19 protein-coding genes and 1 tRNA gene are annotated in these 22,481 nt (G+C 62.6%); 9 read left to right on the top strand and 11 right to left on the bottom strand.

The annotated features are described in order from the left end of the window. From AADA15_RS17735 to AADA15_RS17745, 3 genes are all read left to right on the top strand, one after another. The coding region (locus AADA15_RS17735) for a hypothetical protein (RefSeq protein WP_341642896.1) at nt 1-1,149 on the top strand (1,149 nt) is incomplete at its 5' end. 10 nt (nt 1,150-1,159) lie between these two features. After that, nucleotides 1,160-2,695 (top strand): heme biosynthesis protein HemY, encoded by a 1,536-nt coding sequence (locus AADA15_RS17740; RefSeq protein WP_341642897.1) that lies wholly within the window; start codon nt 1,160-1,162, stop codon nt 2,693-2,695. Nucleotides 2,696-3,456: 761 nt separating this feature from the next. Next, nucleotides 3,457-5,871, top strand: coding sequence for an autotransporter outer membrane beta-barrel domain-containing protein (locus AADA15_RS17745; RefSeq protein WP_341642898.1), 2,415 nt, complete (start codon nt 3,457-3,459; stop codon nt 5,869-5,871). A gap of 294 nt (nt 5,872-6,165) precedes the next feature. On the opposite strand, the gene AADA15_RS17750 is transcribed toward AADA15_RS17745, so the two are convergent. After that, nucleotides 6,166-6,252, bottom strand: a tRNA-Leu gene (locus tag AADA15_RS17750). Between the two features lie 238 nt (nt 6,253-6,490). On the opposite strand from AADA15_RS17750, the gene hemN reads away from it, so the two are divergent. Beyond that, on the top strand, nt 6,491-7,846 hold the full coding sequence (gene hemN, locus AADA15_RS17755; protein ID WP_341642899.1) for an oxygen-independent coproporphyrinogen III oxidase: 1,356 nt from the start codon (nt 6,491-6,493) through the stop codon (nt 7,844-7,846). A gap of 99 nt (nt 7,847-7,945) precedes the next feature. On the opposite strand, the gene AADA15_RS17760 is transcribed toward hemN, so the two are convergent. Together AADA15_RS17760 and mutY are read right to left on the bottom strand one after the other, a co-directional pair. Then, entirely contained in the window at nt 7,946-9,115 is a 1,170-nt protein-coding gene (locus tag AADA15_RS17760) for an alkane 1-monooxygenase (protein ID WP_341642900.1), read from the bottom strand. An 81-nt stretch (nt 9,116-9,196) separates the two neighbouring features. Then, nucleotides 9,197-10,276 (bottom strand): A/G-specific adenine glycosylase, encoded by a 1,080-nt coding sequence (mutY, locus tag AADA15_RS17765; protein WP_341642901.1) that lies wholly within the window; start codon nt 10,274-10,276, stop codon nt 9,197-9,199. An 86-nt stretch (nt 10,277-10,362) separates the two neighbouring features. Here mutY and AADA15_RS17770 point away from each other — a divergent pair, with 86 nt between their 5' ends. Together AADA15_RS17770 and AADA15_RS17775 are read left to right on the top strand one after the other, a co-directional pair. Further along, the gene (locus AADA15_RS17770; protein ID WP_341642902.1) at nt 10,363-10,890 is read left to right on the top strand and encodes a DUF721 domain-containing protein; all 528 of its coding nucleotides are present in this window, start codon (nt 10,363-10,365) and stop codon (nt 10,888-10,890) included. Next, nucleotides 10,887-11,558, top strand: a complete 672-nt coding sequence (locus AADA15_RS17775; RefSeq protein ID WP_341642903.1) for a DsbA family protein — start codon at nt 10,887-10,889, stop codon at nt 11,556-11,558. Before AADA15_RS17770 ends, AADA15_RS17775 begins: the two co-directional genes overlap by 4 nt. 227 nt (nt 11,559-11,785) lie before the next feature. Here the strand turns inward: AADA15_RS17775 and AADA15_RS17780 are convergent, their stop codons facing one another. The 6 genes from AADA15_RS17780 to AADA15_RS17805 all read right to left on the bottom strand — a co-directional run bounded on the left by AADA15_RS17780 (nt 11,786) and on the right by AADA15_RS17805 (nt 18,587). Next, nucleotides 11,786-12,322 carry an invasion associated locus B family protein gene (locus AADA15_RS17780; protein WP_341642904.1) on the bottom strand — a complete coding sequence of 179 codons (537 nt, stop codon included), beginning with the start codon at nt 12,320-12,322 and terminating at the stop codon, nt 11,786-11,788. Nucleotides 12,323-12,517: 195 nt separating this feature from the next. Next, nucleotides 12,518-13,522, bottom strand: a complete 1,005-nt coding sequence (lpxK, locus tag AADA15_RS17785) for a tetraacyldisaccharide 4'-kinase (protein ID WP_341642905.1) — start codon at nt 13,520-13,522, stop codon at nt 12,518-12,520. After that, the gene (locus tag AADA15_RS17790; RefSeq protein ID WP_341642906.1) at nt 13,509-14,693 is read right to left on the bottom strand and encodes a 3-deoxy-D-manno-octulosonic acid transferase; all 1,185 of its coding nucleotides are present in this window, start codon (nt 14,691-14,693) and stop codon (nt 13,509-13,511) included. The genes lpxK and AADA15_RS17790 overlap by 14 nt, the downstream gene beginning before the upstream one ends. A 51-nt stretch (nt 14,694-14,744) precedes the next feature. Continuing rightward, nucleotides 14,745-15,572, bottom strand: coding sequence for a 3'(2'),5'-bisphosphate nucleotidase CysQ (locus AADA15_RS17795; protein WP_341642907.1), 828 nt, complete (start codon nt 15,570-15,572; stop codon nt 14,745-14,747). After that, nucleotides 15,559-16,905 carry a TldD/PmbA family protein gene (locus AADA15_RS17800; RefSeq protein WP_341642908.1) on the bottom strand — a complete coding sequence of 449 codons (1,347 nt, stop codon included), beginning with the start codon at nt 16,903-16,905 and terminating at the stop codon, nt 15,559-15,561. The genes AADA15_RS17795 and AADA15_RS17800 overlap by 14 nt, the downstream gene beginning before the upstream one ends. 152 nt (nt 16,906-17,057) lie before the next feature. Further along, nucleotides 17,058-18,587, bottom strand: coding sequence for a DUF2125 domain-containing protein (locus AADA15_RS17805; RefSeq protein WP_341642909.1), 1,530 nt, complete (start codon nt 18,585-18,587; stop codon nt 17,058-17,060). 159 nt (nt 18,588-18,746) lie between these two features. Here AADA15_RS17805 and AADA15_RS17810 point away from each other — a divergent pair, with 159 nt between their 5' ends. Both AADA15_RS17810 and AADA15_RS17815 read left to right on the top strand, forming a co-directional pair. Then, nucleotides 18,747-19,496 carry an SDR family oxidoreductase gene (locus AADA15_RS17810; protein WP_341642910.1) on the top strand — a complete coding sequence of 250 codons (750 nt, stop codon included), beginning with the start codon at nt 18,747-18,749 and terminating at the stop codon, nt 19,494-19,496. Next, the gene (locus tag AADA15_RS17815; RefSeq protein WP_341642911.1) at nt 19,493-20,104 is read left to right on the top strand and encodes an enoyl-CoA hydratase/isomerase family protein; all 612 of its coding nucleotides are present in this window, start codon (nt 19,493-19,495) and stop codon (nt 20,102-20,104) included. Before AADA15_RS17810 ends, AADA15_RS17815 begins: the two co-directional genes overlap by 4 nt. A gap of 236 nt (nt 20,105-20,340) precedes the next feature. On the opposite strand, the gene AADA15_RS17820 is transcribed toward AADA15_RS17815, so the two are convergent. Beyond that, nucleotides 20,341-20,646 carry an HNH endonuclease family protein gene (locus AADA15_RS17820; protein WP_341642912.1) on the bottom strand — a complete coding sequence of 102 codons (306 nt, stop codon included), beginning with the start codon at nt 20,644-20,646 and terminating at the stop codon, nt 20,341-20,343. A 67-nt stretch (nt 20,647-20,713) separates the two neighbouring features. Here AADA15_RS17820 and AADA15_RS17825 point away from each other — a divergent pair, with 67 nt between their 5' ends. Beyond that, entirely contained in the window at nt 20,714-21,913 is a 1,200-nt protein-coding gene (locus tag AADA15_RS17825; RefSeq protein WP_341642913.1) for a TIGR03862 family flavoprotein, read from the top strand. Here the strand turns inward: AADA15_RS17825 and AADA15_RS17830 are convergent. Then, entirely contained in the window at nt 21,886-22,476 is a 591-nt protein-coding gene (locus AADA15_RS17830; RefSeq protein ID WP_341642914.1) for a glutathione S-transferase family protein, read from the bottom strand. The genes AADA15_RS17825 and AADA15_RS17830 overlap by 28 nt on opposite strands. Nucleotides 22,477-22,481 lie beyond the last annotated feature (5 nt).

Consider the following 22,481-nt stretch of genomic DNA (forward strand, 5'->3'; position numbering starts at 1 on the left):
GCCGAAGCCGAAGCCGAAGCCGAAGCCGAAGCCGAAGCCGAAGCCGAAGCCGAAGCCGAAGCCGAAGCCGAAGCCGAAAAGCACGCAGAGAACGAGCAGGAGACCATAGCTGCCGAACCGCCAGAACCGGAGAAGGTGGTCGAACGGGTCGTGGAAAAACGCGGCGGGTTCGGAGCAGCCCTGTTGGGCGGTGCCGTGGCTGCTGTGGTGGGTTTTGTGCTGGGTCAGGGCGGTGTTTTGGACTCTGTCCTGCCGTCCCGTCTGAAATCGCCCACAGTCGACGTTGCCGCGATCGAGGCGGAACAAAATGCCCTGCGCTCGGAGCTGACCGCGCTCGAGGCTCAGATCAATGATCTGTCGATCCCTGACCTCTCTCCTTTGAACGCGCGGCTCGATGCGCTTGATGGAACACTGTCCGATCTCGTGGGCGCATCCCAGAACGCACCCCAAAGCGAAGCGCTGGCGGCCGAACTGTCTGCAATCACCGACCGTCTGACCGCGCTGGAACAGCGTCCGCTTGCCGATGCCGGATCCCCCGAAGCCATTGCTGCCGTAGATGCACAGTTGAAACAGCTACAGGATAGCCTTGCAGCACAGCGCGCCGAGGTCGAGCAGATGATGGCAGAGGCCCGCCAGATGGACGCGGCCAGCGCCGAGGCGGCGCGTATCGCAAGCGCCCAGACGGTTCTGGCCCGTATGCGCTCCGCGCTGGACAGCGGCAGCGGTTATGTCGATCTGGTTGATGAATTGAGGGCGCTTGATGTGACGGTATCCGAGGCCCTGACCGCGCCCGCAGATACCGGCGTCGCCACGCTGACGGGCCTGCGCGACACCTTCGCCCCCGCCGCCCGCGCTGCCCTTGCTGCCGCGCGGGAAGAGACAAAAGGCACCGGCAATGTGATGGATTACATCAAGCGCCACCTGGGTGCACGCTCGGTCGCGCCGCGCGACGGAGATGACCCTGATGCCATTCTGTCCCGCGCCGGGGCGCTCGTTGATGAAGGCAGGATGTCTGACGCCCTTGGTGAACTCGGCGGCTTGCCCGAGTCGGCCCGCGCGGCTCTTTCGGATTGGGAGGCCGCTGCCCGCACCCGTATCGCAGCTGTTTCCGCCGCCGATGATCTGTCCCAAAGCCTGAACGCGAAATAAGGACCCTGCCATGCTCTGGTCATTGCTGAAAATCCTCGTCTTTGTTGCAATCGTCGCGCTTCTGGCCCTTGGCGCCGGGATCCTGATGGAAACCGCCGGCGGGGTGCAGATCACCGTTGCGGGCACTGAATACACCCTTGGCGCGCTGCAATCGGTGATGGCCCTGGCGGTTCTGGTGCTGGTGGTGTGGCTGTTCTTCAAATTGCTGTCGCTGCTGATCGCCACGCTGAAATTCCTCAACGGGGATGAGACTGCCCTGTCGCGTTATTTCGACAAGGGGCGCGAGGCAAAGGGATACCAGGCGCTGTCGGACGGGATGATGGCGCTGGCCTCGGGCGAGGGGCGTCTGGCGCTGGCCAAGGCGTCGCGCGCGGCGCGGTACCTGGACAAGCCAGAACTGACGGACCTTCTGACCGCACAAGCCGCCGAAATGGCCGGCGACACCAAGAAAGCCGCCGAAGCCTACAAACGCCTCCTGGGCAACCAGAACACACGTTTTGTCGGGGTGCGCGGGATCATGAAGCAGAAGCTGTCGGACGGAGACACGGATACGGCCCGCCAGCTGGCGGAAAAGGCGCTTGCCCTGCGCCCCAAGCACGAAGAGGTGCAGGATACGCTGTTGCAATTGCAGGCCCGCGCCGAGGATTGGGCGGGGGCTCGCAAGACGCTTGCAACCAAGCTCAAGACCGGCACCCTGCCGCGTGACGTCTTCAAACGGCGCGATGCTGTTCTGGCGCTATCTGCCTCCAAAGGCGTGATCGAAGAGGGCGCCACGGTCGAACAGCAGGAACAGGCCATCGAGGCCAACCGCCTGTCGCCAGATCTGGTGCCCGCCGCCGCCATGGCCGCCCGTGCCTATATCGCCAAGGGCAAGACCCGCAACGCCGTGCGCGTTCTGAAAAAAGCCTGGGAGGCGCAGCCACACCCGGATCTGGCCCATGCCTTTGCCGAGGTGGAGCCGACCGAGACCGCCTCCGAAAGGGTGAAGCGCTTTGGCCAGCTGGCGCGGCTCAAACCCCATGACGACGAGACGCGCCTTGTGATGGCCGAACTCAACATCGTTGCCGAGGACTTCCCCGAGGCGCGTCGCGCGCTGGGCGATCTGGCCGAACGCGCCCCGGATGCGCGGGCGCTGACGCTGATGGCCGCGATCGAACGGGGCGAAGGGGCCTCTGACGCCATCGTGCAGGGCTGGCTCACCCGCGCGCTCAGCGCGCCACGTGGTCCGCAGTGGGTTTGTGACAATTGCAACCACATCCACAGTGAATGGGTACCTGTGTGCGAAAACTGCACCAGTTTCGACACTCTCAGCTGGCGGCGTCCGGAAACGCCCGAGATCGCAAGCGCAACCGGCGCGCATATGCTGCCGCTGTTACGGGCTGCGCCAGCTGCGAGCAAAGCGTCTGAAGAGGTGGCTGAGGCCGAGTTGATCGCTGCAGATGATGTCCCGCCAAGCGATGACCAGAATAACCCGACACCTGACACTGGGGCAGATGCGGACAACGCAGATACGCTCAAGGCGGGCAGCAACATGGATAAACCATAGCGGTAGATCCGTGCGCCTGGTCTGCTGGTCGGGGTCAGGTCTGACTGACTGATCGAGAGTGGCATCACGAAAAGCATTTTGCTTGCGTGACGGTGAAGCTTTATTACTGAACCCCGCTGACCGGCGGGGTTTACTATTTTGATATCAAAAAGAAATTTGTCTCCTGACATTGACGTGCGCGTCAAGTAGGCGTCGCAGTTCGTTGCGCTGACAGGGCAAACAACAGCGCCGCCTCTTTCTGCACCCTATGATTGTTCTCAGGAAAGGCTTCGGGCGGACGTTGGGTCACGTTCTTTTTTCTCTCTCAGCCCCTCTGCACTTAGTCTCATTTTAAGAATTTTCCATACAAAAGCACGTCAGCGTATCGCAAATTTGAGCTCTGCCAAGACTTTAGGAGGATTGAGAGACCAATGAGATTCAGAAACCACTATTTTGCCCTCTGCCTGGCAGCCACACAGATGGTTCCCACCGGGGCGCTTAGTTTTACAACGGGTGATGATGTTTCCGATCAAACCATCAGCCTAGGTTCATGTAACGCCCGTAAGTATGTTTCGGTTTCAAGCCAAATTGGGTTTGTCGTTTTGTACGGCACCGAAACGCAACTCGCTGGTGGCGCGTACTTCGAGACGGGGGGGGTAATATCTACCTACTACAACCCTGTGAGCGAAGATGTGATTGCGTCTTGCCTCGGGACCACAGCAGATAAGATCACCGGGCTCACTCAGGACGGGGCCGACGGTACATTTGAGTCGGACACCTACATGGGGTTCACCTTCACCCTGACCGAGGCTGCAGGAGGGATGGATGCTGGAACCTTCACTTTGAGTACCGAAGGCAATCCACCTGACAGCACTGCGCCGGTCCTGACGCCGCCGACCGACCAGACCGCGAGCACGGATGCGGGCAAGGCAACCGCCGCTCTGGACGTGACTTCGCTCGGCTCCGGGACGGATGATACCGACAGCTCTGTCACCATTACCTACAAGGTGGGCACGACCACGCTGACGGGCGCCTACGACTTCCCGGTCGGGCAGACCACGGTGACCATGGATGCCAGTGATGCGGCAGGCAATGACGCGGATCAGGCGAGCTTTACCGTCACTGTGACCGATGGAGAAGCACCGGTTCTGACCGCGCCGGATGATCAGTCGCAAACTGCCGCTTCGGGGCAGAGTTCTGCCTCGATCGATGTCACCGGGCTGGGATCTGTTGCCGACAACGTCGATGGTTCTGTGGCGATTATCTACAAGGTGGGCACCACCACGCTGACCGGGGCCTATGACTTCCCAGTGGGCGACACCACCGTCACCATGGATGCAAGCGACAGTGCGGGCAATGCGGCGGATCAGGTCAGCTTTACCGTCACCGTTGGGGATGGCACCGCGCCGGTTCTGACCGCGCCGGACGATCAGAGGCTGACCACCGCGGCCGGAGAGACCACAGCGTCTCTGGATGTAACCTCCCTCGGGTCCGGTTCGGACGATACGGACAGTTCGGTCTCCATCACCTACAAGGTCGGAACGACGACGCTGACGGGCGCCCATGACTTCCCGATCGGGCAGACCACGGTGACCATGGATGCCAGCGACAGTGCGGGAAATGCCGGGACGCAGGTAAGCTTTACCGTGACGGTTGCCGATGGGACGCCGCCCCCGGCCCCCACCATCAGTTCCGTCGTGGTCAATGGCGATCAGACTGTCACCGTGACCGGTACGGCACAGATCGGAAGCACCGTCACCGTCACCTTCCCCGATGGTAGCCAGGTTCAGACTTCGCCGACCGTAGGCGTGTCGGCAAGGACCCTGAAAGCCGCTGCCCCAGGGCCCGAAAGCACTGTTCTCAGCGCCGGAACCGGACCCTATTCGGCAACCTCGGCAACGCCCCAGACCAGCGGAAACATCATCGTTTCCTCGGCCAACGGCAGCGGAGCATCCTCGGCCAATGTCACCGCGACAGTCGACACGACCGCCCCCGACGTTGTGCTGAGCGGCGGTCCCGCGGGCGGGGTCGCCGTCAATGAGACCTTCTCCATCACGGTCACCTTTTCGGAGGATGTGACCGGCTTCACGGCTGCCGATGTCTCGGCCAGCAATGCCACCGTTGTCGGCGTCAGCGGCACGGGGGCGTCATACCAGGCCCAGCTGCGCGCCAGCGGTGTCGGCACGGTCAGCGTCCAGGTACCTGCCGGTGCGGCTGAGGATGGCGCAGGCAATCAGACCACGGTCTCGAACACGCTGGTGATTGCGAATACGACAGTGACCGAAACCCAGAAGCAGATCGCAGGCTTCCTTTATGGGCGGGCCAACCAGCTGATCGCCAACCAGCCGGGCCTGATCGGGTTTCTGTCCGGCGCGGACGGTGCGGGCTCTGCGCGGGCGCATGTGACCCGTGGTGCCGGCGATTTCGACCTCGCCTCGCGCGCTGGTCAGCCCGTGTGGTTCCGTCTGCAGGGCCGCTGGAGCAAGACCGACTCCAGTGACAGTCAATACAGCTTTGGCGCGGTGGGAACACATTTCCGGGTGTCCGAGACCGTGCTGATTGGCGCCATGCTCCAGTTCGATCATCTGAGCCAGGACAGCGGCGCCAGTGCGGTCAGTGGTACAGGCTGGATGGCTGGACCTTATGTGGTTGCGCAGCTGCCTGGTGAGGCGCTGTTCCTGGAGGGGCGCCTGCTATACGGCGAGACTTCCAACAGCATCTCGCCCTTCGGGACCTATGAGGATGATTTCGACACCACCCGTCTGCTGGCCCAGCTGCGTCTGGCAGGGGAGCTACGGCAGGGCGATACCCGCGTTATGCCCTATCTCGACGTTGCCTATGCCAACGAAGACCAGAAGGCCTATACCGACAGTCTCGGCAATGCCATCGGTGCACAGAAGATCCACCTGCGGCAGGCCTCATTTGGTGTGGACATGTCCCACCAGATGCCTGCGACAGACGGCGGCTCGATGCTGCTGACCGGTGGGCTGGCGGGGGTTTGGTCTTCGACCAGCGGAACGGCCGTGGCCCAGACCGTAATCCCGGCCTATGCAGGCTGGCGTGGCAAACTGGACCTTGGTCTGCGCTACACCTGGGCCTACGGTGGCGCGCTTGACCTGTCTGCAATGTATGACGGGCTGGGTGTCAGCGGCTATGAGGACTACGGTCTGAGGCTGTCCTACTCGCACCGCTTCTGAGCGACGACACACGCAAGACACAGGGAAAGGGGCTGCGATCGCGGCCCCTCTTTCGTTATGGAACCCTGCCGAGGGCTCCGGCTTGGTCGCTCAACAGCACATGTCCATCGGATGTTCTTGTCGCAAGCAGCCGGATACACATGACCGGCAAAATCGATGGACTGTCAGGAGAACGAAAGCCTGTCGGGCGCGGCAGTGGCGGTCATGCCTCAATGCGTCCGGATCTGACCAATCGACAACCAGAGCGCACCGTTGAAGCGGTATTTCCACCAGATATCGTGATGTATTGGGAAATGGTGCCCAGGAGAGGACTCGAACCTCCACGTCCATACGGACACTAGCACCTGAAGCTAGCGCGTCTACCAATTCCGCCACCTGGGCAGGTGTCGTGGAGAGGGCGTATAAGCGGAGTCGCGAGGGGCGTCAAACCCAAAATGAAGCTGATATGACAATTTCTCAGAAGTCTTGGACGATCTGCGTATTCCCGCGGGATTTCAGGCGCTTGATTCCCTGTTATGCGTGCAGACGCGGGGCGATTGGAGCAGTTTTGAGGCGATTTGACCGCGCGATTTGATCCTGCGCAAAGTCGGCTCAAACGGAACCGGCCAAGAAGGGCGGTATGACACAGATTGATCGCCTCGCCACTCTTGGGCTGTTCGACAGCCGGGTGCCCCGCTACACCTCCTATCCGACGGCTCCGGTCTTTTCATCGGCTGTGGGCGCACCGGAACAAGCTGCCCACCTGCAGGCGCTGGATCCGGCTGTACCGGTGTCGGTCTACGTCCACATTCCTTTTTGCGAACGCCTGTGCTGGTTCTGTGCCTGCCGCACCCAGGGGACCCGGCGTCTCGACCCGGTCGAAGCCTATATCGGGACGCTGGAGGCAGAGTTGCGATTGGTCGCGCAGCATCTGCCAAAGGGGGTGCAGATGGGCCGCTTGCACTGGGGTGGCGGTACGCCCACGATTTTGCCGCCGCATCTGATATATCGTCTGGCATCCGCGGTGCGGGCGGTGTTTCCCCGGACGCCGGACTGGGAATTCTCGGTTGAGATCGATCCGACGCTTGTGGACCGGGACAAGATCGCCGCCTTGGCGGATGTTGGAATGAACCGTGCCAGCATCGGTATTCAGGACTTCAATCCGGAGGTCCAGGCGGCGATTGGCCGGGATCAATCCTACGAGGTCACCCGCGCCTGCGTTGAGGATCTGCGTGAGGCGGGGATCATGTCCCTCAACGCCGATCTGATCTACGGGCTGCCCCATCAGGACGCTGCGAGGCTCTCGGATACGGTGGATAAGGTGCTGAGCCTTTCGCCGGACCGGATCGCGCTTTTTGGCTATGCTCACGTGCCATGGGTGGCCAAGCGTCAGCAGCTGATTGATGAGCTGGCCTTGCCGGGGGACGCCGAGCGCTATGAACTGGCCTGTCTTGCGGGCGATCAATTCCGGGCCGCCGGCTTCGAAACGATTGGGATCGACCATTTCGCCTTGCCGGGCGACGGGCTGGCGAAGGCGGCCAAAAGCGGCCATCTGCGCCGCAATTTCCAGGGCTATACCGACGACCGTTGCCCGACCCTTATTGGACTGGGTGCTTCGTCGATTTCTCGTTACGCCGGGGGATATGTGCAGAACGCAGCGGCGACGCCCGCCTATGTGGAGCGGATCGAGGCCGGAGATCTGGCTGGTGCACGCGGTCACGAGATGAGCGAAGAGGACCATTTGCGGGCCCGCGCCATCGAGATGATCATGTGCGATTTCCACCTGGACCGGCGGGCCTTGATTCGGGAGTACGGCGATCTGGCGCGCAGCCTTGATATCGAGATGGCAGCCATTCAGGCGCGGTTCGGCGATCTGGTGGCATTGGATGAACAGGGCCTTTCGGTCCTGCCCGAGGGCCGCGCCCTGACGCGAATCATCGCCAGCCAGTTCGATGCCCATAAACCCGAAGGGGTGCGTTACAGCCGCGCTTCCTGACTATTCCACGAAGGAAGCTCTCCCGCCCGTCGGCAGGCATTGTCATGCCCTTCTCCCGTTGGGCGTAGCACCGCGCCGTGCGCGGTGCGGGCGGCTCCATCAGCGCGGCGTAGGATTGCTGGCGCGGTTGTAGGGCGTCCAGTCGGTGATCTCGGGGTAATACATCTCGCGCCAGCGGCGCACGCGCGGGTTCATCACCCGGCGCCAGACGGGTGGCATCATCGCGGCGATGGTCATCACCGGATAGCCGTAGGGCAGTTGCGGTGCGTCGGCCTCGGTGTAGTTCTGCAAAAGAGGAAAGCGCCGGTCGGGCTTGTAGTGGTGATCCGAATGGCGCTGCAGATTGATCAGGAGCCAGTTCGACGCCTTGTGCGCCGCGTTCCAGGAGTGGCAGGGTCGCACGGTTTCGTATTTACCTTCGCCCAGGTGTTTGCGGGTCAGACCGTAGTGCTCCACGTAGTTCACCAGCTCAAGTTGCCAGATGGCCACCCCCGCCTGCACGAGGAACAGCACCAGCCCGCCAAAGCCGCCTAGCACAACGGCGAGGAGCAGCATCGCGCCCTGTAAAGCCCAGTAGCGGAAGAAGGGATTGGAAAGATCCGTCCAGGGGCGGTCCTTTTTCGCCAGCTTCTCTCTTTCGGCGCGAAAGGCGGACTGCCAGCATTCGCGCAAAACGCGTGGATAGAAACGATGGAAGCCTTCGTTGTAGCGCGCCGTGACCGGGTCACGCGGAGTGCCGACATAGCGGTGATGCACCAGAAGATGTTCCGAGCGGAAATGAGAGTAGAGCACCATCGCCAACAGGATATCCGCGAGCCAGCGTTCGAGGCGGCTGCGCTGGTGCATCAGCTCGTGGCTGTAGTTGATGCCCACGGTGCCGCTGATCACGCCCATGCCGAAGAAGAGGCCGAATTTCTCCAAAGCGCTGAGGGTTTCGTTGCCCGCCACATAGGCGATCAATCCAAACAGGGTCAGGAACTGGATTGGCACCCAGGCGATGGTGAGCATGCTGTACCAGCGCAGGTCGTCTTCGGGTGTCATTGGATCGGCATTGTCGAGGTTGAGACCGAACACCCCATCCAGCGCCGCGAAGAGATACCATGTCACAACCGGCGTCAGAAGGATCCACCACCCCCCCATCATTGCGGAGAACCACAACAGTGGTACAAGGAGGAAAGACAGCCAGAAGGGCAGGGCGGATTGCCAGCGCCGCAGAACCTCGGGCGTGATCCTGTGAGCGATACGGTCTGCAGTTGCAGAAGGCTTCATCTTCGGCTCTCCCATGGGGTCATGGTGCGTCTGGTGAAACCCTATGCCGGGGCGGCGGGAAACCCAAGAGGGCGAATGACCTCAGTTTTTTGTGTTTTGGCCCCCGCGCCACAAGTCAAAAGCCTTGCGCATCACGGTAGGCAGATCCGAGGGGCGGAAATCGTGCCGGGCGATCACCTCTTGGGTCGCGTCGGGGGTGTAGCTGCTTGGCAGCTCGGCCACCATCACGCGCAGGATCAGGTGAAAATGGGTGAAGGTGTGGCGCACCTCTGCCCCCAGATCCTGCCAATCGGCCTGAAATGGCGGCGCGGGGTCCGGTGCGTCATTCCACTCTGATCCGGGCCAGCCGAGCATGCCGCCCAAGAGCCCCTTGTCGGGGCGCCGCTCAAGCAGCCAGTCGCCCGCAGCGCTGCGCGCGAGGTAGACGAAGCCGTAACGCGTTGGTTTTGGCTTCTTCGGCGTCTTCTTCGGAAGCTCTGCTGCAGTGCCGGTAATGCGGGCGGCGCAAGGGTCCCGCCAGGGGCAGATCCCGCAGGCAGGGGACTTGGGCGTGCAGATCGTGGCGCCCAGATCCATCACCGCCTGCGCATGGCAACCGGGGCGGGCCTGAGGGGTCAGCTCGGCGGCGCGCTCTTTCAGGATCGGTTTTGAGCCGGGGAGCGGATCGTGAATATCATGGAGACGCGCCATCACCCGCTCTACGTTGCCATCGAGAACCACCTCGGGCCGGTCAAAGGCGATCGAGGCGATTGCGGCCGCCGTATAGGGGCCGATACCGGGGAGTTTGAGCAGGCCCTCATAGGTATCGGGAAAGATGCCATCCAGGTCTTCGGCCACAACGCGGGCGCATTTCAAAAGGTTGCGGGCGCGGGCGTAGTAGCCAAGACCGGCCCATTCGCCCATCACATCGGCATCCGCCGCCGCAGCCAGATCCATAACCGTCGGCCAGCGGCTGGTGAAGCGGTGAAAATAATCCTTTACGGCGGCGACAGTTGTCTGTTGCAGCATGACTTCGCTCAGCCAGACGCGGTAGGGATCGGGGCGCACCCCTGCCGCGCGATCTGACGGGGACGTGCGCCAGGGCAGGGTGCGGGCATTGGCGTCGTACCACTCCAGCAGATCACGCCCAAGCGCCTCGGCCCCCTGTTTCAAGTCACGCATAGTTTATCTCTTGCCTCTTCTGGTTTCGCTGGCGCCTGCAAACGGACCCTTTACAATAGGGCGCACAGTCACGCAAAACCACAGTCATGTCAGTCAGACGCAGCAGCACACGCGGGTTCGCACGGACCTCCAAGCTTTTGAACGACCAGATCCGCAAGGCTGGCGAAAGCCGGGGTTTTGCGGTGTCCCGTCTGCTCACCCATTGGGAAGAGATTGTCGGTACAGATCTGGCCGCCATGGCGCGGCCGGTCAAGGTCGGCTATGGGCGCAGTTCCTTCGGGGCGACGCTGACGGTGCTGACCACAGGCGCCAATGCGCCAATGCTGGAAATGCAAAAGGAAAAGCTGCGGGAAAAGGTGAACGCGGTCTACGGCTACAACGCGATCTCGAAGGTGCTGATCACCCAGACCGCCCCGATCGGGTTCTCCGAAGGACAGGTCTCGTTCAAATATGCGCCGAAACAGGCCGCCCCCGTCCAGCCCGACCCAGAGGCGGTTACTGAGGCCGCCCATGTGGCCGCAGGTGTCGGTGATGAGGGGCTGCGCGCCGCGCTGGAACGGCTTGGGCGCAACGTTCTTACAAAACAGAAAACAATGCGAAAGGGGTATGAATGACCCGTCTTATGTCTGGTGTCTTTGCCGTGGTGGCCGTGGCTGCCGGGGCCTATGCCATCTCTGGTCTGAGCGGCCAAAACAGGCTGCCTGAAAACCCGCTGGTCGGCGCTGCCGTCGCGCAAGAGGCCGAGATCGACACATCGACCATCGTCGAAATGGTGCAGGGCGCCGAGGATGCGCCGGTGACGCTGATCGAATACGCCTCTTACACCTGTCCGCACTGTGCCAACTTCCACACCGGCCCCTACAAGCAGCTCAAGGCGGATTACATCGACACCGGCAAGGTGAAGTTCATCTACCGCGAGGTCTACTTTGACCGCTACGGTCTCTGGGCCTCGGCCATCGCGCGCTGCGCGGGGCCTGAGAAGTTCTTTGGCATCACCGATCTGATCTTCCAGCAGCAATCCGAGTGGGCCCGCGCTGGCGGCGCGACCGAGATCGTCGATGCGCTGCGCAAGATCGGCCTTCTGGCGGGCCTCGAAAAGGACCAGCTGGAGGCCTGCCTGCAGGACGGAACCAAGCTGCAGACCCTGGTGACATGGTACCAGGAAAACGCCGAAAAAGATGATGTGACCGCGACGCCGTCTTTCGTGCTGAACGGTAAGAAGATTGAGAATCAGTCCTATGAGTCCTTCAAGGCCCTGATCGACGCCGAACTGGACGGCTGATCCGTTCTAGAGACACGACATGAAAACCCGGCCCCGGTGCCGGGTTTTTCATTGGACATATCCGAAAATCGTGTTGGTCTGCTCTGGAGTCAGCCGGATCGGCCACCTTGGGGTCTGATAGGTAGGTGTGAGTGAGAAAGGGCGCCAAATACATGCTGCCCCAACAAAGTGATTTTCGGATGTCTTACACTTGAACGCCCAACTCCCGCTTCAGCGTGATGAGTCATTCAGCGTGCAGCCTTCATCGCCTCAGCCAGACCGTTCAAGGGAACAGAAAACTCTTCTGTTCTTTCTTGCCAACCCGAAAACACAAGCGTGAGCTGGGCAGTTTTACCCCTTTCAAGCGCCCGCAGGAACTCGCGCGGTACCCCCGCATGCACCACACAATAGTCGCGTTTGCAGTCCCCAATGGAATATCGCCGCGCTAACCTGTGATCGACAGATATCACGAGCCCGGCAGCCTTGTTCACGGTCAGGTCCGGGCGCCCCCGCGCAATCATTCTAGCTGGGATCTCGACAGTGAAACCTGCAAGAGCAGCCTGTTTGTTTTTGGGTAGAAACTCTCCGCTGATATGGAGAATTGGCTTGCCGGCCATGTCCTCGACAGGCAGGTAAGCGAAGCAATGCGCCTGCGCCTCGCTGCACAAGACCGACCACGCGCCATAGCGCGATTGGATCGCATAATCGTTGTCTTCAGACTCAGGTTTCACGCAAGCTGCCATCAGCGAAACCAAGGCCAAAGCACAAATCCAACTCTTTTGCATTCCCGCCTCTTCAACCTTCCTTTGTCAATACAAGTATCGGTGGTTAGCTGACCGTTCAACTCCCTCAACGCAAGTAAGTTCCTCATCGGGCGGAGTGGAGTGATATCGAAAAAGTGACCCGCTGCTCCGCGAAAGCTCTCTTCGTCCGCATAGACGACCAACACGCCTTTCTGGCATGGTCTTTTCTTCTTGTGGCTAGGGCGGTGGCGGTGCCGCCCGCTTCAGAAGATCCGTCAAAGGTCCGGCCTCTTGGATCTCAAGACGTACGGGTAGGGTGATCACCTTGTAGCGGAAGCTGTCGGGCAGGCGCACGGCGTCCTTTTCCGTGGTGACGAGCTGGGCACTCAGCGCTTTGGCCTCTGCTTCCAGCCGGGTCAGCAGTGCCGCCGGAAGGGTCTGGTGATCGTCCAGCGCCTCGGCCCGGACCAGATCGGCCCCGAGGGCTTTCAACGTGTCAAAGAACTTCTGCGGATAGCCAATCCCGGCAAAGGCGAGAACCCGCGTTCCCTGCCAGGGCATACCGGTGGGCAGAGGGGCGAGGTGCCCGGTGGCGTGGTGCAGATCTCCGAGTTTTTTTCCCCACTGGCGCGCGAACCGCTCTTGCGCTGCAGGATCACCGATAGAGAGCACTGCATCGGCGCGGCTCAACCCCTCGGGGACGGGCTCGCGCAGGGGGCCGGCAGGTAGGCAGCGGCCGTTGCCAAAGCCCCGCGCTGCATCGACGACCACAAGCGACAGGTCCTTGGCCAGCGCAGGATTCTGAAACCCGTCATCGAGCAGGATCACCGTCGCGCCCGCCTCGGCTGCCGCGCGTGCCCCTGCGGCGCGGTCGCGGGCCACCCAGACATCGGCAAAGGCGGCCAGCAACAGCGGTTCATCCCCCGTTTGCGAGGCCTTGTGGCGCGTCGGATCGACCTCTTCGGGGCCGATGATCGTGCCACCGTAGCCGCGGCTGACCACATGGGGGGTGTGCCCCATGGCGTGCAGAGCCTCGATCAGCCAGATCACTGTCGGCGTCTTGCCGGTGCCGCCGGCGTTCAGGTTGCCGACACAGATCACCGGTACGCCGATACGTTCGGGGGTGCTCTTGGCGATACGTGACCGGGTGGCGGCCCCATAGATCCAGCCCAGTGGGGCCAAAAGCGTGGTGCGCAGATCAAAGGCGCCGGGCGGTTTGTTCCAGAATTCAGGGGGTCGCATGCTGTGCCTCTTGTGCGTCCAGAAGATCCTGCACGCGATCAATCAACTCATCTGTCATTGCAGCGCCTTCCGTCACGGCTTCCCACCCGGCCAGGGCCATCTCGGCGGCCATGTCAGGGGCAGAGAGATGAATCACCATTTCGGCCAGTTCCTGCGCGGTGTAAACGCATTCCGCCGCGCCTGCCTTGGTCAATTGGGCATAGATTTCCTGGTGGCGCACTGTGCCCGGGCCATGCAGGATGGCTGAGCCAAGCGCTGCTGCGTCAAGTGGAGAGTGCCCCTCGCGCCCGCGCAGGAGACTGCCACCCATCAGGCACACCGGGGCAAGCCGATACCAAAGGCCCAGCTCCTCACCATCGGTCAAAAGGATCTGCGTATAGTCATCCGGCTCGTCTCCGGCCTCCCAGTCGGCAAACTGCAGCCCGCTGTCGCGCAGGGCAGAGCGAAATATCTCCAGATTGGCATGCCCGTCCGGGGACAGTACCAGGATCAGCCTGTGAAGCAGCCGCAGGGCGATCCGTTGCGCCTCAAGCACCATGGGCAGCTCATCGGGGCGTATATGGGCCGCCAGCCAGACGGGCCTGCTTCCAAGTGTGCTTTGCAGATCCTCAAGATCATCGTCATTGCAGCCTGGTGGTGTGGTCGAAATCCGCAGGCGCCCGGATACTTGCACCTTCTGCGCCGACAGTCCGGACCTCAACAGCTGGGTGCGCACGGCTGGATCAGGCGTCAGGATCCCGGAAAACCCATCCAGCATGCGCTTGCGCTGATCAGGCAGCCAGCGGCTGGTGCGGCTTGGCAGTTCTTCCTCGGTGATATCCACCAGAAGCGCATCAAGTCCCTGCTCGCGCATGCGGCGCAAAAGGGTGCGGCGCAGCCTGCCGCCCGACCAGATGCAAAAATCCGGTTGCCAGCGGTTCAGAAAGGCGCGGACCTCGGGCGCATTGTCCGGGGGCAACATCCCGGCGGCGATGTCACAGCCTTCGGTGTCCTGTGGCACCAGGATATCCGGCTCCCAGGTCACCAGGACGACCAGGTCGGGACGGGCTGTCTTCAGCCGCGTACCAAGGTCGCAGAGGGCCAGAAACCGCTCGGTGCTGGTGGCGTGCACCCACAAGAGCTCGCCGTCGGGGCGGCGGCGGGGGGTGTCTGCCTGGGAGACATCGCTCATGGCCATATCGTCAGTCCGTTCATTCCAGTCGCGCGTGGCGCAGAAGACAGGTCAACCGGCAATGCCCGGCCCGTTTGGGTCCAGCGCGGCGATCAACGCCTTGTGCAGGTGCTCGGGTCCGGCCACCACGCCATCCAGCAGGGGCACGGGGTTGTTGAAGCGCAGATCACTGCCAAATCTGTCACTGGCGCGTCCGCCCGCCTCGCGCAGGATCAGATCGCCCGCAGCGATGTCCCATTCCCAGCTGCGGCGCAGGGTCAGCATGGCCCCGGCGCGTCCATCAGCGACCTTTGCCATGCGATAGGCCAGAGAAGGACGATAGCTGCGGTTGAAACCTGGCGGTTGGCGTCCTTTCCAATGTTCAGGCGCAAGGTTGGGGCGCGCGGTCAGCACGTCGGCCTGCGCAAGGTCGGTGAGGGCGCTGGCCTCAATTGCCACGCCATTGAGAGAAGCGCCTACCCCGAAAGCCGCCGAATACATCCGCTCGCGCTGGGGCAGGTAGATGACGGCGGCGGTGACGCGACCTGCCCGTGCCACGGCAAGCGAATGCGCCCAGGTGCGGGAACCTTCGGCAAAAGAGCGGGTGCCATCGATGGGATCGATGATGAAGACACTGTCCCGCGCCAGCCGCTCGGTATTGTCCTCGGTCTCTTCGGACAGCCAGCCATAGTCGGGCCGTGCTGCGGGCAGCATCTCTTCCAGAAGGGCGTTCACCGCCAGATCCGCCTCGGTCACCGGGCCCTGCCCATCCGGCTTGTCCCAGCGCCGCGTCTGCGGGCCGCTATAGCGACAGGCTATTTCGCCCGCGGCTTCGGCGGCACGGATCAGCAGCTCAAGATCCGCCTGGTCCGCCGTCTTTGCAGTTCTAGTTGCCGGCAAGCGTCATCCCCTCGACCAGCAGCGATGGTACCACTCGCGACAGGTAGCCGCGCGCATCATTGGCGGGTACGATCCGCATCAGCATGTCGCGCAGATTGCCCGCGATGGTGCATTCGTTGACGGGATAGGAAATCTCACCTTTTTCCACCCAGAATCCCGAAGCCCCGCGCGAATAATCCCCTGTGTTGGGGTTGATGGTCGAGCCGATCAGTGAGGTCACCAGAAGCCCCGTTCCCATGCCCGCGATCAGGTCAGCTCGGCTTTGATCGCCCTCGGTCAGCGCGATGTTCCAGTTCGAGGGCGAAGGCACCGAGCCGATGCCACGTGCAGCATTAGCGGTGCTTTCCATCCCCAGCTTGCGGGCGGAGGCGAGATCCAGCGTCCAGCCGGTCAGCATCCCGTTTTCGATGATAGCGCGACGGCGCGTGGGCAGGCCTTCGCCATCAAAGGGGCGCGAGCCGGAAATCCGGGGACGGTGCGGATCTTCGATTACCGACAGATGCGCGGGCAGAATCTGCTGGCCGAGGGAGTCCTTCAGCCAGGAAGAGCCGCGTGCGATGGCTGCGCCATTGGCCGCTGACAACAGGTGACCGATCAGCGAAGAGGAGATCCTTTCGTCAAACAGCACCGGATAGCTGCCGGTCTTCGGCTTGCGCGCGCCGAGCCGCGCCACGGCGCGCTCCCCGGCGGTGCGACCGATTTCCTCGGGGCTGCGCAGATCGTTTTGATAGGTGCGTGAATCGCCGTCATAGTCGCGCTCCATCCCTGTGCCGGTGCCCGCAATCCCGGTGCAGGAGGTGGATCGCCCTGTGCGGGTATAGCCGCCTGCAAACCCGGTCGAGGTCGCGAGAAACACCGTGTGTCGCCCATAGCCCGCAGCCGCCGATTGCACCTGGGTGATGCCCTCGATGGCCTGGCAGGCGGCCTCGGCGGCCAAGGCGTCTTCTTGCAGGGCAGCAGGAGCTGGTTCATCCGAAGGGTCGATAAGATCCAGAGCCGCGAGATCCCAGTTCTGCGCAAGTTGGGCGGGATCAGCAAGCCCTGCATAGGGATCCTCGGGCGCCTCACGGGCCATGGCGACAGCGCGTTCGGCCATGGCCGTGATCGTCTCCGGGCGGCTGTCGGAGGAGGAGACCTGCGCCTGCCGCTGGCCGATGAAAACGCGCAGGCCCAGATCCGTCCCTTCTGAGCGTTCCGCATGCTCCAGCCTGCCCTCGCGCACCTCGATGCTGAGCGAGGAGCCATCGGCGGCCATGGCGTCCGCCGCGTCGGCGCCTGCCTTGCGAGCGGCTTCGATCAGGGCATGGCACAGGGTTTCGGGAGATTGGGTCATGCGCAAAAGGCCATCCTGTAATTCTGGGTTGCCATAGAGCTAGCCAGAGTGACCCCCTGCTGCAAGGGCGTAGGGTCAAATGAGGGGAAATGCCAACATAAAAAGGGACCGCGCTGTGGCGGTCCCAAAGATGCAACTGCATGAGGCGTGCGTTACTTGAGGCGCTGACCGTTGGCCAGGATCTTGCCGTCTTCGGTGATCTCGATCTTCGAGTTGAGCGTATCCTCGCCTTCGCCCGGAACCGCCAGCATCCCCATCATCATGCGCGCGCCCATGGCGTCGCTCTCGCTCATCAGGCCCATCTCCATCAGCTTGTCCATCAGCGTGTTCGCACCAACGAGTGACAGGTTCGCTTCGCCTGCGGGGGCGGGCATGCCGTCAAAGCTGACGAGGTCATCGTTGTTGAAGGTGAAATCGCCGGTTCCGGTCAGTTTTGCACCCGCTGCCGAGACCAGCAGCTGTTCGATCGTGACCGCGTTCAGCTCACCCGGTGCGATGTCGCCGTCCTCGACCTGCTCCATGGCTTCGGGATCGAAGATGTCGAACAGCACCTTGCCCTTGCCGGTGAGGCTCAGCACGACGCTTGCCGGGTCGTGGGGCAGGGTGCCTGCGGGATCAATCATGCCCCAGAGCATCTCGGGCACGGCAAAGTCGCGCAAGGAAATCCCAAGAGCAAAGTCCTGCTCTTCCTCGGATTTGGCCAGCGGCATGGTGATGTTGAAACCGGCCTCGGCCATGCTGAGCGCGAGCGGGAAAGGAATTTCCGACCCGCTGACGTTAAAGTCCATATCCTTTTGCGTGACGTCATAGGACAGTTTGCTCGCATCCATCAGCATGCCGATCTTGCCGCCGCCAGAGGTGCTGTTGAAGGCAAAGCTGTCGCTGCCATCCTGAACGGAAACCGCAGAGTTGCCGCTGGCGTACGAGAAAGAACCGTCAAAGCCAAACCCGGACGCCAGAAGCGCAGCCATATCCCCGGCCTTGTCGAGATCGGCGGGTATGGTGCTTGTACCGCCGGTCTTGAGATCAAGCATGGTGCCGTTGGCAGAGACATGGTCATCGCCACCCGGTTCCCGAACGTCGAGGTTGTAGGTCACGGAAGAAGCGGTCCAGGTCTGTTCGTAGCTGCGCGTCTCGGTCAAGGACATCGTGGTCTTTGCAACCATGTCAGCCAAACTTACGGTGGCCTTCACCGCATCTGCCGGGATGTCTTCGCCTGTGGCCTCGATGCTGTCCAGCGTCACCGTCATCAGGCTGGTGGCATAGTCATAGGTCATGGACTTTGGATCGCCGGAGACCGTCATTGGCGTGCCATCGTGGGTGACGGTAACGGAAACCGTGAATTTTTCGTCATCCTCGCTTGCGCGAACGATCATCGGGAACTCTTTCGGCAGCAACACGCTCACGGTTCCGTCGCCGTTCTCGGTGAACTTGATCTCGGGCATGCTGATCGCGGCCGTGACATCCTCTTCGTCCGGGATCGGCATCATCATGGACAGGTCCGACACGGTCAGCGTATTGCCGGACTGGCTTTCGGTGGCGGTGATCTCGTAGCCGGTTCCCGTCATGTAGGATTTCCAGTCGGACCAGACATCCTGGGCGGAGACATCAGCCATGGAACCGTGAGCAGAAAAAACGAGCAGGGCGGTGGCGCCACAGCTGCGCGTGAAGAAAATGGACATGACTGAAACCTCTCATAGCCAGCAATTTGATCTATCGTCAGCTTGTGCGCGGTCGCCGTCAAGGGGGCCTGGGGCTGGACCGTTCCCCCTAGGCGGTTTACCACATGGGCAAGAATGGCAGCGCCGCAGCGGCGGCCAAGGGATTTGGAGATCAAGAGCATGGATATCAATGGCAAGACCGTTATCATCACCGGGGCCAGCCGGGGCATCGGAGCCGATGCAGCGCGTGTGTTTGCAGCGGCGGGCGCGAATCTGGCGCTGCTGGCGCGCAGCGAGGCGGCATTGAAGGACCTTGTCGCAGAGATCGGCGGGCAGGCGCTTGCCTTTGCTTGCGACGTGGCGGATCCTGATGCGGTAGCGGATGCATTGACCAAGGCACATGAGCATTTCGGCAGCCTTGATGTGCTGATCAACAACGCGGGCGTGATCGAACCGATCGCGCGCCTTGAAGACGTGGACCCCGCCGCCTGGGGCAAGCTCATCGACATCAATATCAAGGGCGTTTTCTACGGCATTCGCGCCGCCCTGCCGTTGATGAAACCGGCCGGTGGCGGCACCATCATCACCGTCAGTTCCGGTGCGGCTCATAATCCGCTCGAGGCCTGGAGCGCCTATTGCACCTCCAAGGCCGGCGCAGCAATGCTGACCCGCGCGCTGCACCTTGAGGAAGGCGGTAATGGCATCCGCGCCATGGGCCTGTCGCCGGGCACAGTCGCCACCCAGATGCAGCGCGAGATCAAGGCCAGCGGTATCAACCCGGTGAGCGAACTGAACTGGGAAGATCACATTCCCGCCGAATGGCCCGCCCGCACACTGCTGTGGATGTGCAGCAGCGATGCGGATGAATTCGTAGGTCAGGAAATCGCCCTGCGGGACGAGGCGATCCGCCGCCGGGTTGGGCTGGTATGATCAACCTGGATGTTTCGGATGAGGGCCTTTGGACGGTCACGATCAACCGTCCGGACAAGGCCAACTCCCTGACGGGGGAGATGCTGACGGAGCTGGCCGAGATCGCCGAGCGTGCAGGAGAGGCACGTGGTTTCATCTTGACCGGAGCGGGCAAGGTCTTCAGCGCCGGCGCCGATCTGGACGAGGCGCGCGCGGGTCTTGCGACCTCACCCCTGTGGGAGCGGCTGTCGGGTGCCATCGCTGCATTGCCATGTCTCAAGATCGCGGCGCTGAACGGAACGCTTGCGGGGGGTGCCAACGGGATGGCGCTGGCTTGCGACATCCGCCTTGCGGTGCCTTCGGCCAAGTTCTTTTACCCGGTGATGAAGCTCGGCTATCTGCCGCAGCCCTCGGACCCGGCGCGGATGGTGGCGCTGATCGGCCCGGCGCGCACCAAGATGATCCTGGCCGGTGGGCAGAAGATCGAGGCCGAGGAGGCGCTGGCCTGGGGGCTGGTGGACCGGATCGTTGCGGCTGATGATCTGATGGAAAGTGCCCGGTCCCTATTGAGCGATGCTCTGGCGGCCAAGCCCGAGACCGCACGGGGGATCCTGGAGATGTGCCGCTGAGAGGGCAGGGCGGCTCCCGCCCGTCCTTGGTGCATTGACATGCCCTGCGTCCCGTTGGGCATGGCGTCGCGCTGTCGCGCGGCGTTTTCTTTTGCAAAGAGGCCGTCTGAGGGCAGAATCTGCCTCAGACGGCCATATCAAGCGTATTGGCCCCGTCACCGCCTCAAGGCGCTGCGCCCCTGCTGCGCAGGGTGGCCTTCGGCCAGCCTTGACCCGCTGCCCGTGCCGGGGACATCCTATCGTTTGCGCCGATTTCCAGGGACGCGGGAGGAGAAGCCGGGTGGTCGTTTCCGGATCCAGGAAATGAAACGCGCCAGACGGGGGTGGCTGCGCAGCGCTTCGATTGTGGCATAGTCGCGGGCGAGTTCTGCTTCGCTGAGAGCAGCGTGGATCTCGCGGTGGCAGATGTGGTGCAAGAGTACCGTGGGCCCTCCCTTGCCGCCTTTGAGTTTCGGAACGAGGTGGTGCAGGCTTTGGGGCACGTCCCCGGGTATGGGGCGGTCGCAGAGGGGACAGATGGGGGAAGCGTCCGGGTCTGACATCTGGGCCTCTCGTCTTTGGGGCTTGGGTGCATTACATGCGGCGGAAACATGTGTGGACAAGGGTGGAATGGCAGAACAGTGGGATGCGGTGGTGATCGGCGGAGGGCCGACGGGTCTGATGGCGGCCGAGGAACTGGCGCGCGCCGGATATCGCGTGCTGGTGGTCGAAGCAAAGCCTTCGGTTGCGCGCAAATTCCTGATGGCAGGGAAGTCCGGCCTGAACCTGACCAAGGATGAACCCTTCGAGGATCTGATCGATCACTACGGCGCCGCGCGGGGCTGGCTGGCGCCCATGGTGCGGGCGTTTGATGCGGGCGGCGTACAGGACTGGGCGCGGGGGTTGGGGTGCGATCTGTTCACTGGCTCCACCGGGCGGGTGTTTCCGAAGGAGATGAAGGCATCTCCGCTGTTGCGGTCCTGGCTGGCGCGGCTTGAGGAGATGGGCGTTGAGCGCCGCACGCACTGGCGCTGGGTCGGCTGGGAAGGCGAGGACCTCACCTTTGACACGTCTGAAGGGCTGGTGACGGTGCATGCAAAAGCGACGGTTCTTGCGCTGGGCGGTGCAAGCTGGTCGCGGCTTGGGTCCGATGGTGAATGGGCGGCGACTCTGGCGGAGCGGGGTGTTCCGCTGGCTGCCTTCAAGCCTGCCAATGCGGGGCTGGTTGTGGCGTGGTCCGATCACATGCGTACGCATCTTGGGGCGCCCCTGAAAGGGATTGCGCTGAGGGCGGGAGATTTTTCGTCGCGTGGCGAAGCTGTGATTTCCGAGCGCGGTCTTGAGGGCGGCGGGATCTATGCGGTCTGTGCGGCGGTGCGGGAGGGTGCCGATCTGAGCCTCGATCTGCTACCCGATCTGACTGTGGCGGAAGTCGCTCGACGGTTAGAACGTCCGCGCGGCAAGGCGAGCCTGTCGAACCATCTGCGCAAGGTTTTGAAGCTGCCGCCTGTGCAGATTGCCTTGCTGCAGGAGTTTGCCCGGCCCCTGCCGCAGGATCCGCAAGGACTTGCAGCGCTGATCAAATGTCTGCCGGTGCGCCACCGGGGGTTGCAGCCCATGGACGAGGCAATCTCGACCGCTGGCGGCGTGTGCCAAGAGGCTGTGGATGAGGCGCTGATGCTGAAAGCGATCCCCGGCACGTTTTGCGCCGGGGAGATGCTGGATTGGGAGGCGCCCACGGGGGGCTACCTGCTGACGGCCTGCCTGGCCACCGGGCGCTGGGCCGGGCAGGGCGCGGTCGCTTATTTGGCCAGTGCTGCCGTGCGCTGAAAGGCGTCGCGGCTGCGCACGGTTTTCGAGTAGTCCAGCAGGGCGCGGCTTTCGACCGGGAACTTGGCGCCATAGGCCCAGTTCAGGCAGTGCACGCAGATGATATCGGCGATGGTGAACGCATCCCCCATCAGGTATGGGCCAATCAGGCGGGCCTCCAGCCGGGCGATGTTCTGTTCGAACTCCCAGCGCAGGCTGTCCTTCACCGCGGGCACGCGTTGTTCTTCGGGCAGGGCAAAGCTGTGGCGGGCGGCGGTCCACAATACCGCGTCGATCTCATCAAGGATCTGATGCATCACGGCGTCCTGCTTAGCGCGCGCAAGCGTGCCTGCCGGGGCGGTCAGCGCGCCGTGCTTGTCCGCCAGATAGGTGATGATGGCGGTGGAATCAGTGATCACCTCGCCATCCTCGATCAGGGCCGGGACCTTGCCCGAGGGGTTAACGGCGACGATATCCGGGCTGTGCGGCGCGGCGGTGTTCAGCTCGTAGGGCTGGCCCAGCTCCTCGAGCGTCCAGATCACGCGGAAGGCGCGGGTCATCGGTTTGCCGATCACGGTGTACATGTGTC

Source organism: Phycobacter sedimenti, from assembly GCF_038148855.1.
Classification (GTDB): domain Bacteria; phylum Pseudomonadota; class Alphaproteobacteria; order Rhodobacterales; family Rhodobacteraceae; genus Phycobacter; species Phycobacter sedimenti.